This window comes from Jejudonia soesokkakensis, from assembly GCF_042664795.1.
In the GTDB taxonomy this organism is placed as follows: domain Bacteria; phylum Bacteroidota; class Bacteroidia; order Flavobacteriales; family Flavobacteriaceae; genus Jejudonia; species Jejudonia soesokkakensis.
Map to the genome: position 1 here is coordinate 331149 of NZ_JBHTBN010000001.1, position 15550 is coordinate 346698.

Here is a 15550-nt window from a genome sequence, read left to right on the forward strand (position 1 = left end):
AGTTATTTATTCATCAATTCCTCAATCTCTTCAGCTTCAATAGGAATATTTCGCATTAAATTAAATGGCTCACCAGTTTTCTGAATCACTACATCATCTTCCAGTCGTATTCCGAAGCCTTCCGCAGGGATATAAATTCCGGGTTCTACAGTAAATACCTGGTTGGCTTCCATAGGTTCCCACAAAATTCCGTAGTCATGAGTGTCAAGACCAATATGGTGAGACGTACCGTGCATAAAATATTTTTTGTAGGCAGGCCAATCTGGATTTTCGTTTTGAACATCTGCTTTGTCAAGCAAACCAAGACCAATCAATTCTGAGGTCATTAATTTCCCTACTTCAACATGGTATTCTTTCCAGAAAGTTCCAGGAACGAGCATTTTAGTAGCATCATTTTTCACTCTGTTAACTGCATTGTACACTTCACGTTGGCGCTTAGTAAATTTTCCGTTTACAGGAATAGTACGGGACATATCGCTGCTGTAATTCGCATATTCTGCACCCACATCCATTAAAATAAGGTCGCCGTCTTTACATTGCTGATTATTTTCTATGTAGTGTAATACATTGGCATTGTTTCCGCTGGCAATAATAGGGGTATAAGCAAATTTCTTTGATCTGTTATACATAAATTCATGCAGGAATTCGGCTTCTATTTCAAACTCCCAAACATCAGGTTTAACAAAATCTAACACACGACGAAACCCTTTTTCAGTAATATCACAAGCCTTTTGTAATAAGTCAATTTCTATGGGATCTTTTACAGATCGTAAACGTTGTAAAATAGGATTACTCTTTGCCCAACTATGTGCAGGAAATTTTTGCTTCGTCGCTTTAATAAAGCGTGTTTCTCGTGTTTCGGTTTCTATATTAGCACGATAATGCTCATTAGTATTAAAATAAATGGTATCTGCTTGAGTCATGATTTCGTAGAACACTTTATCAAACTCTTTTAACCAGTATACGGTAGAAATTCCGCTGACCTCAAGGGCACGCTCTTTGGTTAATTTTTCACCTTCCCAAATTGCTATATGCTCGTTGGTTTCTTTTAAAAAAAGGATTTCGCGATGTTTCTCGTCAGGAGCATCTGGAAATAAAACAAGTATACTCTCTTCTTGATCTACACCACTCAAATATAGGATATCCCTGGCTTGCTCAAAAGGCATGGTGCTGTCTGCACTAATAGGATAAATATCATTACTGTTAAAAACAGCAAGGCTAGATGGCTTCATTTTTGCCATAAAGTTGTTCCTGTTTTTTATATATAAGTTTCGGTCTATCTGATGGTATTTCATGAAATGGCGTTACTTCCCCTCGGAAAAATTAAACAATTTATTTGCTTCAAAAATAATGAAATTAATACGGAAGACCTTAGCAGTCCTTGAAACTTGTTGCCACATTTTATAATATGTTGACAATAGCTTATAATTTGTCTATTTTGTACCGTCTAAAATAATCAACATGAAAAACACAATACTTTCAATAGCTTCCTTTTTATTGGTTGCTTTCTCATTTGCTCAACAACCTGCAACGCCTGCTATGGAGGTTGAAAAATCGCTTCAGCAGAGAGAACAATTAACAGAAAATTCACTTGTAAAAAATCTTCCATTTACAAACATTGGTCCTACTATTATGAGTGGTCGTGTAGTTGATTTTGCCGTAAACCCCGCTAATCCCACCGAATTTTACGTTGGCTACGCAAGTGGAGGAGTTTGGCACACTAAAAACAACGGGACTACATTTACCCCAATACTTGATAATAGTCCTACTCAGAACGTAGGGAGCTTAGCGGTAGACTGGAAAACTGGAACCATTTGGGTGGGAACAGGCGAGGTTAATGCTTCTCGTTCTAGTTATGCAGGGATCGGATTGTTACAGTCGAAAGACAATGGAAAAAGCTGGAAAAATATGGGATTGCAGGACAGTCATCATATTTCAAAAATTATTATAAACCCGAACAATAATGACGAAGTAGTTGTGGCAGCTGTTGGACATTTATATTCTACAAATAGTGAGCGAGGAGTTTATAAAACTATGGACGGTGGAAAAACTTGGAATAAAACCCTATTTGTCAATGATCAAAGCGGAATTATCGAAATGGATGCAGACCCTAATAACTTCAATTTGATGTTCGCTTCCTCTTGGGATAAAGATCGGAAGGCGTGGAACTTTAGAGGTAGCGGAGAAGGAAGTGCTATCTATAAAAGTACAGATGGCGGTAGTAATTGGATCAAGGTTTCAGGAGCTGGGAGTGGCTTTCCTTCGGGAGAAGGCGTAGGGAGAATAGGTCTTGCTGTATTTGATGAAAATACGGTCTATGCAGTGCATGATAATCAATTCCGTAGAGAAGAAAGCGCTGTCGAAAATAAGGAGGATGATTTGTCTAAAGAACAATTTAAAACCATGACCTCTTCTCAGTTTCTGGCATTGGATGATAAAAAACTAAATGCGTATTTAAAAAATAATGGGTTTCAGGAAAAATACAGAGCAGATAATGTAAAATCTATGGTGCGAGGTGGCACTGTGAAACCAGCAGATCTCGCAACCTATCTTGAAGATGCCAATGCCATGTTGTTTGATACACCCGTAATTGGAGCAGAAGTGTATAAAAGTACAGACGGCGGAACGACTTGGAAGAAAACACACGACGGATTTCTGGAAGGGCTTTATTATAGTTATGGGTATTACTTCGGAAAGATCCACGTAGACCCCAATGATGTCAATGGAATTTATATCTACGGAGTCCCTATTATAAAATCAAAAGATGGTGGGAAAACATTTAGCTCTATTTCTGCTTCAAATGTACATGCAGATCACCATGCGCTTTGGATCAATCCGAACAAGCCAGGGCATTTAATTGATGGAAATGATGGAGGCGTAAATATTAGTTATGATGATGGAGAAAACTGGATTAAAAATAATGCACCTTCTGTAGGACAGTTTTATGCTATACAAGTAGACAATGAAAAACCTTATAATGTGTATGGAGGATTACAGGATAACGGAGTTTGGGTGGGCGCCAACACCTATGAAGCAAGTCCTGGTTGGAGACAAGACGGGGAATATCCCTATAAATTTATCATGGGGGGCGACGGAATGCAGATTGAAGTAGATTCACGAAATAGTGATATTGTTTATACAGGCTTTCAGTTTGGAAACTATTTTAGGTTAGACAGATCTACCAATAGTCAAGAATACATTCAACCTAAACATGAATTAGGTGAAAGTCCGTATCGGTTTAACTGGCAGACGCCTATTTTATTAAGCAGTCACAATCAAGATATCCTTTATCTTGGGGGGAACAAGCTAATGCGGTCTATGAATCAGGGACAAGATTGGACAGCAATTTCAGATGATTTGACCAATGGCGGAAAGCAAGGGAATGTAGCTTATGGCACATTAACGAGTATTTCTGAAAGTCCGTTTGCCTTCGGGTTGTTGTACACAGGAAGTGATGATGGGTTGGTGTATGTGAGTAAGAATGCAGGAGGAAACTGGATAAAAATTTCTGAAACTTTTCAGAAAGATTTATGGGTAAGCAGAGTGATTGCTTCAGAGCACAAAAAAGAACGAGTCTATGTGACTCTAAATGGATATCGTTGGGATGATTTTACGCCTTATGTTTATATGAGTGATGATTATGGAGCCACATGGACGTCTATTGCGAGTAATTTACCAATGTCGCCTGTAAATGTCATTCGCGAAGATTCAGAAAATGAGAATATCCTTTATTTAGGAACAGACAATGGAGCGTATGTTTCGTTTAACGAAGGAGAATCTTGGGAAGTATTTGCCAGCGGATTACCTAATGTGGCAGTTCATGATCTTAGAATTCAGGCTAGAGAAAAAGAACTATTGGTTGGAACTCATGGACGCTCCATTTACAAAGCAGACATATCGTTACTACAGGGATTTTCAGAATCAAAACAGAATGATATTTTGATTTCAGAAATACCTTCTGTAAGGGCTTCAGGTAGATGGGGAAGTAAAGGGTTTAATCAATATGGGGACTACTATGAGCCTACTCACAAAATTCAAGTTTACAGTCCGGTGCGTGGAACAGCAAAACTTTCAGTAGCAACCGAGGACGGAAAGACATTAAAGAACTGGGAAGTAGAAGTTGACAAAGGAATCAGTGTAGTAGATTACAATATGACACTTTCAGAAAAAGGCGTAAAAGTTCTTGAAAAAAAGGATAGAAAAGTGAAGAAGGCTGATAATGGAAGTACTTATTTGCCTGTTGGAAAGTATAATTTTTCAGTTACAGTAAATGGGAAAGCCGAAGTTGTAGCCTTTGAAATAAAATAACTAGAATTCACTAATAAAAAAGAGCGAGATACTATCTCGCTCTTTTGGCTTTCAAACTATATTTAGAAATTAATTCTTAACAAGTTTTTTGGTTATTGTACCTCTTTCAGAAGTAATTTGCACCATGTAAACACCAGCTGTAAGAGCACTAACATTTATCTCACTTACTTCGCTAATATCTGTAGTTTGCACCAATCTTCCCTGCACATTATAAATACTGATTGTTTCTAATTGAGTCGTAGAACGATTATCGATGGTTAATAGATCTTTTACTGGATTAGGGAAAAAAGAAATATTGTCTGCTGAAAAATCATCAACCCCAGCTGTAGGAAGTCCGTAAAGCTCGAAAGGTGCATCTAAATGATACATAACAGATCCGTCTCCTCCATCATCAATAAAACCCGTATATACACCCGCATTTCCTTGCAAAGCATTTCCTCCTCCTGGTTCAGTTCCAAGAGCTTCTGCTACTGGTGGTTGCCACGGTCCGGAAAAGCCAGAATCTCCTATAAAATTCCAGTCTAACCAATAAGTTCCAGCATCTAAAGTAAGATCTGTGAAAGTTGCTGTTACTCTTTGAATAGCTCTATTATCTCCAGGATTTGCCTCGGATTCTCTAAAAGTATCACTAAAAATAGCAGAATCCATTACATTAGTAGTGGCATCGCCATAAATCACGTTATTGCTAGCATCAGATGGATCTCCATCCCATATTTGAATGGTTACACCAATAATTGAAGCAGGAGTAGTTGGGGCGCCAGTTTGGTATCCGTATACATCAATTTGTGTAATACTTGATGCTTCGTCAAGAGTGAAATTGTCGGCAATCCTAAAATCGCCACTAACACCACCTCCTAAGGTATTTGATCCAAATGTGTCATTTTGTAAAATACTACGATTTGGGGGTCCTGCTTGATTAAACAATGGCCCGTTTTCCCAAAGTAAAGGATCTGGTCTTAATTGTTGACCAGTTAACACTCCATTGAAAGAAGGTGCAACTGCATCTGAATTGTCTCCTACGTTTTCAGCACGTTGTGCTTGTGTGTTTACACTAAAAACTACACAAAGCGCAGTAGCTATAATAGTTGTAATTTTTTTCATAATAATATAAATATTTAAAGATTAGATAACTATAAATGTAAGGTTTTTTTTAATAAGTTGTTAAAAAGATATAAAAAATTTATCTGCAGAAAAGAATACATATTGTTTGGCAAAAAACTTGTGGAGCCGTATTTTTGTATTTCAATTTTTTGAAAACACAACCATAATGGGAATTATATCCTCTTCTATTGCCCGTAAAGTTGCCATGGCGCTTTCAGGCTTGTTCTTAGTTTTCTTTTTAGGACAACATTTTACCATCAACCTATCCTCTGTAATTGACAAAGACACCTTTAATAACTGGTCTCATTTTATGGGAACCAATGGTTTGGTACAATTTGTATTACAACCCATATTAATTTTTGGTGTTATTTTTCACTTTGTGATGGGCTTTATTCTGGAAATTCGAAACCGAAATGCTAGAGCAGTATCTTACAAATCCTATAAAGGAAACACAAATTCTACCTGGGTGTCTAGAAATATGATTTACTCAGGAATTGTTATCCTAGCATTTTTAGGATTGCACTTTTATGATTTCTGGGTGCCAGAGATCATTTATAAATATATAGATGTTTCTGAAGCGGTAGAAAATCGGTACTGGATAGAACTCGTTCATAAATTTGAAAGTCCCGTACGCACAGGATTGTATTGTCTTTCATTTGTGTTTTTGGCACTTCACTTATGGCACGGATTTGCATCCTCATTTCAGAGTGTTGGATTTAACAACAAATACTCGGTAGCACTTACAAAGTTTGCAAAATTCTATGCAATTGCCATTCCTGCCGGATTTATATTTATCGCGCTATATCACCATTTTAATCAAATTCCACATTAAAAAAATTCTGCTATGTCAATATTAGATGCTAAAATACCTGAAGGACCCTTAGCCGAAAAGTGGACCAATCATAAAAACAATATTAATCTTGTAAATCCAGCCAACAAACGAAACATTGATGTGATCGTTATTGGAACTGGACTTGCTGGAGGGAGTGCTGCTGCAACACTAGCAGAACTAGGCTACAACGTAAAAACTTTTTGTTATCAGGATTCGCCACGCCGCGCACACTCGATTGCGGCACAAGGAGGGATCAATGCCTCAAAAAATTATCAAGGAGACGGAGATAGTAACTATCGCCTTTTCTATGACACTGTAAAAGGAGGTGATTATCGTTCTCGTGAAGCGAATGTATATCGACTTGCTGAAGTATCAGCAAATATCATTGACCAGTGTGTGGCTCAGGGAGTTCCTTTTGCACGTGAATACGGCGGATTGTTAGACAACCGTTCTTTTGGAGGGGTGCTGGTATCACGAACGTTTTACGCAAAAGGTCAGACAGGTCAGCAATTATTATTAGGAGCTTATTCGGCAATGAATCGCCAAATCAACCGCGGTAAAATCCAACCTTTTAACCGTCACGAGATGCTCGACATCGTTAAAGTAGATGGTAAAGCCCGTGGGATTATTGCACGCGACTTAGTGACAGGAAAAATTGAACGGCACTCTGCTCATGCGGTGGTATTAGCTTCAGGTGGCTACGGAAACGTTTTCTTTTTGTCTACAAACGCAATGGGAAGTAATGTAACAGCTGCTTGGAAAGCGCACCGTAGAGGTGCTTTTATGGCAAATCCATGTTATACCCAGATTCACCCAACTTGTATTCCTGTTTCTGGAGATCACCAAAGTAAATTGACATTGATGTCTGAAAGTTTACGAAACGATGGAAGAATATGGGTGCCTAAAAAGAAAGAAGATGCTGAAGCCATTAGAGCAGGAAAAAAGAAACCAACCGAACTTTCAGAAGACGAAAGAGATTATTACCTAGAGCGTCGCTATCCAGCTTTTGGAAACTTAGTGCCACGCGATGTAGCTTCTAGAGCTGCAAAAGAACGGTGTGATGCTGGTTTTGGTGTTAATAAAACAGGAGAAGCGGTCTATTTAGATTTTGCTTCAGCGATTAATCGCTACGGAAAAGAACAAGCAAACATTTTAGATATTAATAATCCTTCCGAAGAAAAAATATACGAATTAGGCGCTGCGGTTATTGAAAATAAATACGGAAACCTTTTTCAGATGTATGAAAAGATCGTAGATCAAAATCCGTATAAAACTCCGATGATGATCTATCCTGCTGTACATTATACTATGGGCGGTATTTGGGTTGATTATAATTTAATGACTACTGTCGAAGGCCTGTATGCAACTGGAGAAGCTAATTTTAGCGATCATGGGGCAAACAGACTAGGAGCTTCTGCCTTAATGCAAGGCTTAGCAGATGGTTATTTTGTATTGCCTTACACGATTGGGGATTACTTGGCAAAGGATATTAGAACTGGGAAAATACCCACAGACACACCAGAATTTGATCAGGTAGAAAAAGATGTAAAAGAAAGAATTAACAAGTTGATGAGTGCTTCGGGGCAACATTCGGTTGATTATTACCACAAAAAATTAGGGAAGATCATGTGGGATAAATGCGGAATGTCTAGAAATGCTAAAGGATTAACCGAAGCGATTGAAGAAATTGCAGCATTGCGAAAAGATTTCTGGGCCAATGTAAAAGTACCTGGAACAGCAGATGGTCTAAACCAGGAACTAGAAAAAGCGGGTCGAGTAGCAGACTTCCTTGAATTAGGAGAATTATTTGCAAAAGATGCACTTAACAGAAACGAAAGTGCTGGAGGGCATTACAGAGAAGAAAGTGTGGAGCAGAGTGGCGAACAAAAAGGGGAAGCGCTTCGAGATGATGAAAACTTTAAATATGTGGCAGCCTGGGAGTACAAAGGAGAACCTAAAGATGCTGTATTACACAAGGAGGATCTTGTATTTGAGAATATTGAATTAAAGACACGTAGCTATAAATAAGAAATTATGAAACTCACATTAAAAATATGGCGACAAGCCAATGCAAAAGCAAAAGGGAGTATGATTACGTACCCTATTGACGGGGTAGAGGGCGATATGTCTTTTCTTGAAATGCTGGATGTATTAAATGAAGATTTAATTAATAAAGGAGATGAGCCTGTAGTGTTTGATCATGACTGCCGAGAAGGAATCTGCGGAAGCTGCTCTTTGCAAATCAACGGAGAACCTCACGGCCCGGATCGTCTGGTAACTACCTGTCAATTGCATATGCGTATGTTTAACGATGGAGATACCATTGTTATTGAACCGTTTAGAGCAAAAGCGTTTCCTGTCATTAAGGATCTTATGGTCGATCGTAGCTCTTTTGACCGTATTCAGCAGGCGGGGGGGTATATTTCTGTAAATACTTCTGGAAACACCATTGATGCAAACGCTATTCCTGTAGAAAAGGAAAATGCAGATGAATCATTTTATGCCGCAACCTGTATCGGGTGTGGAGCTTGTGTAGCTGCCTGTAAAAATGCTAGTGCGATGTTATTTACATCGGCTAAGGTTTCTCAATATGCCTTATTGCCTCAAGGAGAGGTGGAAGCTTCAACGCGTGTATTAAATATGGTGGAGCAAATGGATAAAGAAGGCTTCGGAAACTGCACCAATACCGGTGCATGTGAGGTAGAATGTCCAAAAGGAATTTCATTAGAGAACATTGCGCGTATGAATCGCGAATACCTGAAGGCTTCGCTGAAAGGATAAATCTTACATTTAAACTATAAAGTATTATTAAATCCTAAGCCCCTTGCTTAGGATTTTTTTATTTTTAGAATATGAAAATCTCTTCAAAACTTCCCAACGTTCCTACTTCTATTTTTACTGTGATGAGCAAAATGGCTGCGGAATATAACGCTATTAATTTATCACAGGGATTTCCTAATTTTGAAAGTGATCCAAAATTGATTTCACTCGTTTCAGAAGCCATGCAGGAAGGTCATAATCAATATGCACCAATGCCTGGAGATTTGCGATTGCGAGAAGTGATTTCAAATAAAATTAGAGAACTACATCATCATGCCTACGATCCAAATACCGAAATAACCATTACTGCAGGCGCGACTCAGGCAATATTCACTGCGATTGCAGCAACGATTTCCAGAGGGGATGAGGTCATTGTTTTTACACCTGCGTACGATTGTTATGAGCCAACCGTCCAGCTTTTTGGAGGAAAAACGATTGCAGTTCAACTAGAGGCACCAAGCTATTCGCCCGATTGGAAAAAAGTGAAAGCCGCTGTTTCAAACAGAACCAAGATGATTATCATTAATTCGCCTCACAACCCAAGTGGCATGCTCTTTTCTGAAAGTGATATGCTGGAATTAGAAAAAATAGCTTTAGAAAATGACATTCTGGTAATAAGCGATGAGGTGTATGAACATATTATTTTTGACGGTCAAGTTCATCAGAGTGCAGCTCGTTTTGAGAAGCTGGCTAAAAGAACCTTTATAACAGCCTCTTTTGGGAAAACCTTTCATAATACAGGCTGGAAGATAGGTTATTGTGTAGCGCCTGAAGCATTAATGAAAGAGTTTCAGAAAGTGCACCAATTCAATGTGTTTTGTGTCAATCATCCTATCCAAAAAGCCCTGGCAATCTATATGGAAAATTCTGAAACGTATTTGGGACTTTCAGCATTTTACCAAAAAAAGAGAGATTATTTTTTATCACTACTCAAGGATTCACGCTTTAAAATTATCCCATCAAAAAGCACTTATTTTCAGTTACTAGATTTTTCAGAAATAAGTAATGAAACCGATATTACTTTTACCGAAAGAATTACAAAAGAAGAAGGTCTTGCAATGATTCCAACTTCAGTTTTTAATAAAAATAAAGAAGATTTTAAACAGATACGAGTTTGCTTTGCCAAAACAGATAAAACTTTAGAGGCGGCTGCGAAAGTTTTAAGCGCACTATAACTATCAGCTTAATCAATAGTATGATTGTATCTTCATATTGATTTCTGATAGCCAAACCATATAAAAAGGTTATTTTAGAAACTTATTACAAACGACAAAAATTAAATTAAATGGATACTAAGAAAGGAAACGCGTGGGAGATTAATGATGGGGATGCTAGTAAATGCCCATATTTTGGTGGCGTTCAAAACAAAACAGCTGGCGGTGGTACCACCAATGAAGAGTGGTGGCCCAACAGATTAAACTTGAATATTTTGCGTCAGCATGATACGAAATCAGACCCAATGGGAAAGGATTTTGACTATGCTGCTGCATTTAAAAGTTTAGATTTTAACGCTTTAAAACAAGATGTTTTGGATCTTATGACTGATTCACAGGAGTGGTGGCCAGCAGATTATGGAAATTATGGAGGATTTTTTATTCGTATGGCTTGGCACAGTGCAGGTACGTATCGTGTAACCGACGGCCGTGGTGGGGGAAATACTGGAAATCAGCGTTTCGCTCCTTTAAATAGCTGGCCCGACAATGGAAATCTTGATAAGGCACGTCTGTTATTATGGCCTATCAAACAGAAATATGGAAAAAAAATCTCTTGGGCAGATCTTATGATTTTGGCAGGAAATTGTGCATTAGAATCAATGGGCTTTAAAACTTTTGGTTTTGCCGGTGGACGTGAAGATGTTTGGGAGCCAGAGCAGGATATTTACTGGGGATCTGAAGATGAATGGATGGGCTATGAAGAACGATACAAAAATGGAGAACTAGAAAAACCATTAGCAGCCGCGCACATGGGATTGATTTATGTAAACCCTGAAGGACCTAAAGGAGAGCCAGATCCACTAGGCTCTGGTCATGATATTAGAGAAACATTTGGCCGTATGGCGATGGACGATTATGAGACAGTCGCTTTGGTAGCCGGAGGACACACTTTTGGAAAGGCTCACGGAGCAGGAGATGCAGAAAAATTTGTAGGAGTAGAACCTGAAGGTGAAAAAATAGAAGCCCAAAGCCAGGGATGGCTAAATACGATGGGAACTGGTCGTGGAGATGATACGATTACAAGTGGCTTGGAAGGTGCCTGGACACCAAATCCTGTACGATGGGATCATGATTATTTTAAAGTATTATTTGAAAACGAATGGGAGCTCACAAAAAGCCCAGCAGGGGCACATCAATGGAGGCCTACAGATGCATCAAACGCACCTAAAGCTCCTATGGCCCACGATGCTTCAAAAACACAAGATTTGATGATGTCCACGGCAGATATGGCACTTAAGTTTGACCCAATCTATGAGAAGATCTCAAGACACTTTATGGAAAACCCAGAAGAGTTTGAAGATGCTTTTGCACGTGCTTGGTATAAATTAACACATCGTGATATGGGCCCTGTTTCAAGATATTTAGGACCCGAAGTTCCCCAAGAAGAATTACTATGGCAGGATCCTGTGCCAGCTGGAACAGACACTTTAAGTGAGACTGCTATTGCAGACTTGAAAAAAACCATTTTGAATTCGGGCATATCAATTTCACAACTGGTAACAACTGCTTGGGCTTCGGCTTCGACCTATCGTCATTCAGACATGCGTGGTGGAGCAAACGGCGCAAGAATTAGACTGGAACCACAAAGAAACTGGGAAGTGAATAACCCTTCAGAATTAACTAAAGTGCTGGATACGTATGAAAAAATTCAGACTGACTTTAATGGGAATATCTCAATGGCAGATTTGATCGTTCTAGGGGGGAATGCAGCAATTGAGAAAGCAGCAAAGGATGCTGGTCAAAATGTTACAGTTCCTTTTTCAGGAGGCCGTGGAGATGCCACTCAAGAACAAACAGACGTAGATTCTTTTAAACATTTGGAGCCGGTAGCAGATGGTTTCAGAAACTATATTAAGAGTAATCAAAAAGCAAAAGCTGAACAGCTATTGGTTGACAAAGCACAGTTGCTAACGCTTACGGTACCTGAAATGACGGTGCTCATTGGTGGAATGCGAGTGCTCGAAACAAACTATGATAGTTCATCTCATGGAGTGTTTACAGACAAGCCTGGAGCTTTAACCAACGATTTCTTTGTAAATCTTTTGGATATTAGAACTACTTGGAAAGCGCTTTCAGATGATGAACGAGTTTTTGAGGGTACAGATCGAATGAGCGGAAAACATAAGTGGACTGGGACCAGAGCCGATCTTATTTTTGGTTCAAATTCAGAATTAAGAGCGATAGCAGAAGTATATGGTTGTGAAGATGCAAAAGAGCAATTTGTTCATGATTTTGTCGCTGCTTGGACTAAAGTTATGAATTTAGATCGTTTTGATTTAAAATAATTTTGTACTATTTATTAGTAATTCTAAGAGGTGGTTCTTTTAAGACCACCTCTTTTTATACAACTAATTCTTTGCTATATTTAGCATATAAATTCTGAAAATTTTGAAAAACGAACTATTTACTGCCATACGAGAGGATGATACGCAAAAAGTGAAGGCTATCCTTGCTGAAAATCCCTCGCTTGTTTCAGAAAAAGACCAGCGAGGTTCTACACCATTACTGTTGGCTACCTATTATGGATTTCAGAATACAACTGAAGCAATTTTACAGCATCCCCAAGATATAGATGCACAGGACGCGAGTGGCAATACTGCTCTAATGGGGGTTTGCTTTAAGGGTTTTAAAAACCTTGCGTCCCTTTTAATTGAAAAAGGTGCCAATATCGATAAAACAAATTTTAACGGTGCGACTGCACTTATTTTTGCAGCCACTTTTGCACATTCTAAGATTGTATCCCTGTTAGTAGAACACGGAGCCGATGTGTCTATTAAAGACGACAGAGGAAATACAGCACTCTTACATGCTAAGATGCAGGGGGCAAAAACAATTATTGAACTTTTAGAGAATGCTTCAGCATGAAAACGCAATTAAAGGTTAGTATCATTCAATCTCACTTGCACTGGGAAAATCCTGTAGCAAATAGAACTCAATTTTCTGAAAAAATAGCGGCTATATCTGAAGATACCGACCTTATCATTTTACCCGAAATGTTTACCACAGGCTTCACTATGAATGCAGCGTCATTGGCAGAAGAAACCAACGGAGTCACGCTCTTTTGGATGCAATCTGAAGCGAAAAAGAAAAACGCAGCCCTTACAGGAAGCATTATTATTAAAGATGATGGATTGTTTTACAACAGACTGTTCTTTGTTTTTCCAGATGGTACTTTCCACCAGTATGATAAAAAACATACTTTTGCTTTAGCAGGAGAACATAAGACCTATCAAGCAGGACAAAATAAACTTATTGTAACTTATAAAGGCTGGAAAATTTGCCCGTTGGTGTGTTATGATCTTCGGTTTCCAGTCTGGGCGCGAAATAAAGAAGATTATGACCTCTTGGTATATGTTGCCAATTGGCCAGATAAACGTGTCAATGCCTGGGACGCACTCCTAAAAGCACGCGCCATAGAAAATATGGCATATTGTATAGGTGTGAATAGAGTAGGATTGGACGGTAATGGTCACCAATATACAGGACATAGTGCCGGATACGATGTGTTAGGGGAACTACTAACAACCTCTGATTATGAAAAAGAATTTACAGAGACTATAACGTTAGAAAAAGAGCACGTAGTTACTCTTCGGGATCGTCTTCAGTTTCTACAGGATCGGGATTATTTTGAGATAAAATAAATGTCTCATTTAAACTCCAGTTTGACTTAACCTCGAGAATTGTTGGATAATAGACTATTCTTTCTGGCGCTTGTCGTGACAGAAAATTTCCAGGATCCCATGTGCTGTTTTTGTTAGTGTCAAAAACTACCCGTAATAAATATTTTGCAGGATTGATAAAGTCGAAATACACCTGAGAATTTTCAGAAGTTAGAACAGACTCTTTAACGACCGCAAACTTTTCAGAAACAAGCTGTACAATGACAGGAAAGGTATCAACATTTTCCAATTGTAGAGAAAGAGTACCGTAATCTGAAGTCGCTTTAGTTCTAATTCTATACGATAATGTATCATTAGTTCCTTCAAAGAAGTCGGTTATAAATCCGGGGAAGGCTTTTATTTCATAGGTTTGTTCTTCCTCTTTTGGAAATATAATAGCAACGGTATTATTTTTAAGGTTAATACCTGCTGAAGCTTTAACTGTAACTGAATCTTTATCTATAATTTTTAATCTTTCAGTATTAATCGCTGTCATCGGAATGTTAGCTCTTAATTTTAAAGTGTCGGGTAATGTTAGTCCAGTTTGATTTATCGCTTGTATAACCAAAGAATCACGATACAGATCGCGCATTTTAACAACTAAAGAATCGCTGGCCTCTTTGTTTTTGGCAAGAAATATTAGAGAGTCATTTTCTATAGCAGGTTTAAACCAATAATGTAAGGTGTCTTTATCGACATCTTTATACAAAGTTGATCTGTAGTCACTAGGCACTTTGGAAAGTAATTCTAGCTCGAGGCTATCTGTATTTCCTTGATATCCAAAAATTAGTTCATTTTTAGATGTCTGCTTAGGGGTATTTATTTGATACCCAGTCTTTTCTTTAGATAAAGTAAGCGTGTAAGAAGTGTCTGTAGGAATGGTCACAACATCAGAAAGAAATCCAATACGCTCATTTGTAGGCTGAAAGATATAATCGTTATTAATGTCCTTCAAAGCAACAAGCTGATAGGTTCCTTCCTTTAAATTACTGAATTCAAACGAATTTGACCCCGCTGGAGTGGTGGTGATGTAAGTAGGCTTTTCTTGTAATACCAGTGAGTCATTAAACGTTTCATTTGCTTCATAGAGGGCTACTGTAGTAACACCATCTGGTTGGTTAAATTCTGCATCACGAATGGTTCCGGAGAGTTTTAAGCTGTCAATATAACTTCCGGTAGAAAATATATATTTATAATATTCGAACTCGTTGGCTTCATTGTTATCCACAATGCTTTTCCCAAAATTAAAGGAGTAGGTCGTATTCTCTTTAAGCGTATCAAGTATCTTAACCCTTAAAACCTTGGAAGTACTTAATGGTGTAATAACAGGAGTATATTTTAAAGGAGGGGAAATGATGAGATTTTTTTGAAGCTCATTCAGTTTTATATACTCATCGAAGTAGATCTTAAATTCAGTTTCAGAAAAATTTGTAGAATAATTTTCGGGAACACTTCGTACAATAACGGGAGGGATAGTATCTCTTGCACCTCCAGAAGGAGTTCCTTTTTTTGCACAGTCTGTAAAGAAAAGTGAAAAAAGCAGGATAAAAGAAAGGTACAGAAGCTTAGGTTTCATTGTGGCAAAAATAGGAAGAATTTTCTAGTAATTGTATGTA

The 15550-nt window shown here is 38.3% G+C and carries 11 protein-coding genes; 8 read left to right on the top strand and 3 right to left on the bottom strand.

The features are described 5' to 3' along the window. Positions 1-2: 2 nt before the first annotated feature. Complete coding sequence (locus ACFQO1_RS01530) at positions 3-1295, bottom strand: aminopeptidase P family protein (protein ID WP_380216010.1); 1293 nt, start codon at positions 1293-1295, stop codon at positions 3-5. Positions 1296-1461: 166 nt separating this feature from the next. Here ACFQO1_RS01530 and ACFQO1_RS01535 point away from each other — a divergent pair, with 166 nt between their 5' ends. Next, positions 1462-4308 (top strand): WD40/YVTN/BNR-like repeat-containing protein, encoded by a 2847-nt coding sequence (locus ACFQO1_RS01535; protein WP_380216012.1) that lies wholly within the window; start codon positions 1462-1464, stop codon positions 4306-4308. Positions 4309-4377: 69 nt separating this feature from the next. On the opposite strand, the gene ACFQO1_RS01540 is transcribed toward ACFQO1_RS01535, so the two are convergent. After that, positions 4378-5409 (bottom strand): T9SS type A sorting domain-containing protein, encoded by a 1032-nt coding sequence (locus ACFQO1_RS01540; protein ID WP_380216014.1) that lies wholly within the window; start codon positions 5407-5409, stop codon positions 4378-4380. A 166-nt stretch (positions 5410-5575) separates the two neighbouring features. Between ACFQO1_RS01540 and ACFQO1_RS01545 the strand changes: the two genes are divergently transcribed. The 7 genes from ACFQO1_RS01545 (at position 5576) to ACFQO1_RS01575 (ending at position 13916) form a co-directional block, all read left to right on the top strand. Next, positions 5576-6241 carry a succinate dehydrogenase cytochrome b subunit gene (locus ACFQO1_RS01545; RefSeq protein ID WP_380216016.1) on the top strand — a complete coding sequence of 222 codons (666 nt, stop codon included), beginning with the start codon at positions 5576-5578 and terminating at the stop codon, positions 6239-6241. Positions 6242-6253: 12 nt separating this feature from the next. Then, positions 6254-8269, top strand: coding sequence for a fumarate reductase/succinate dehydrogenase flavoprotein subunit (locus tag ACFQO1_RS01550; protein ID WP_380216018.1), 2016 nt, complete (start codon positions 6254-6256; stop codon positions 8267-8269). Between the two features lie 6 nt (positions 8270-8275). Next, positions 8276-9022, top strand: a complete 747-nt coding sequence (locus ACFQO1_RS01555; protein WP_380216020.1) for a succinate dehydrogenase/fumarate reductase iron-sulfur subunit — start codon at positions 8276-8278, stop codon at positions 9020-9022. A gap of 71 nt (positions 9023-9093) precedes the next feature. Beyond that, positions 9094-10236 (top strand): methionine aminotransferase, encoded by a 1143-nt coding sequence (locus tag ACFQO1_RS01560; RefSeq protein ID WP_380216022.1) that lies wholly within the window; start codon positions 9094-9096, stop codon positions 10234-10236. Between the two features lie 110 nt (positions 10237-10346). Beyond that, complete coding sequence (gene katG, locus ACFQO1_RS01565) at positions 10347-12560, top strand: catalase/peroxidase HPI (protein ID WP_380216024.1); 2214 nt, start codon at positions 10347-10349, stop codon at positions 12558-12560. A 103-nt stretch (positions 12561-12663) separates the two neighbouring features. Beyond that, entirely contained in the window at positions 12664-13140 is a 477-nt protein-coding gene (locus ACFQO1_RS01570; RefSeq protein ID WP_380216025.1) for an ankyrin repeat domain-containing protein, read from the top strand. Next, positions 13137-13916 carry an amidohydrolase gene (locus ACFQO1_RS01575; protein ID WP_380216027.1) on the top strand — a complete coding sequence of 260 codons (780 nt, stop codon included), beginning with the start codon at positions 13137-13139 and terminating at the stop codon, positions 13914-13916. Before ACFQO1_RS01570 ends, ACFQO1_RS01575 begins: the two co-directional genes overlap by 4 nt. Here the strand turns inward: ACFQO1_RS01575 and ACFQO1_RS01580 are convergent. Next, positions 13858-15510 carry an Ig-like domain-containing protein gene (locus ACFQO1_RS01580; RefSeq protein ID WP_380216029.1) on the bottom strand — a complete coding sequence of 551 codons (1653 nt, stop codon included), beginning with the start codon at positions 15508-15510 and terminating at the stop codon, positions 13858-13860. The genes ACFQO1_RS01575 and ACFQO1_RS01580 overlap by 59 nt on opposite strands. Positions 15511-15550 lie beyond the last annotated feature (40 nt).

Bases quoted from the DNA above. Each gene is read 5' to 3' on its own strand.
- ACFQO1_RS01530 (WP_380216010.1), bottom strand. From the start codon at position 1,295: ATGAAATACCATCAGATAGACCGAAACTTATATATAAAAAACAGGAAC.
- ACFQO1_RS01535 (WP_380216012.1), top strand. From the start codon at position 1,462: ATGAAAAACACAATACTTTCAATAGCTTCCTTTTTATTGGTTGCTTTC.
- ACFQO1_RS01540 (WP_380216014.1), bottom strand. From the start codon at position 5,409: ATGAAAAAAATTACAACTATTATAGCTACTGCGCTTTGTGTAGTTTTT.
- ACFQO1_RS01545 (WP_380216016.1), top strand. From the start codon at position 5,576: ATGGGAATTATATCCTCTTCTATTGCCCGTAAAGTTGCCATGGCGCTT.
- ACFQO1_RS01550 (WP_380216018.1), top strand. From the start codon at position 6,254: ATGTCAATATTAGATGCTAAAATACCTGAAGGACCCTTAGCCGAAAAG.
- ACFQO1_RS01555 (WP_380216020.1), top strand. From the start codon at position 8,276: ATGAAACTCACATTAAAAATATGGCGACAAGCCAATGCAAAAGCAAAA.
- ACFQO1_RS01560 (WP_380216022.1), top strand. From the start codon at position 9,094: ATGAAAATCTCTTCAAAACTTCCCAACGTTCCTACTTCTATTTTTACT.
- katG (WP_380216024.1), top strand. From the start codon at position 10,347: ATGGATACTAAGAAAGGAAACGCGTGGGAGATTAATGATGGGGATGCT.
- ACFQO1_RS01575 (WP_380216027.1), top strand. From the start codon at position 13,137: ATGAAAACGCAATTAAAGGTTAGTATCATTCAATCTCACTTGCACTGG.
- ACFQO1_RS01580 (WP_380216029.1), bottom strand. From the start codon at position 15,510: ATGAAACCTAAGCTTCTGTACCTTTCTTTTATCCTGCTTTTTTCACTT.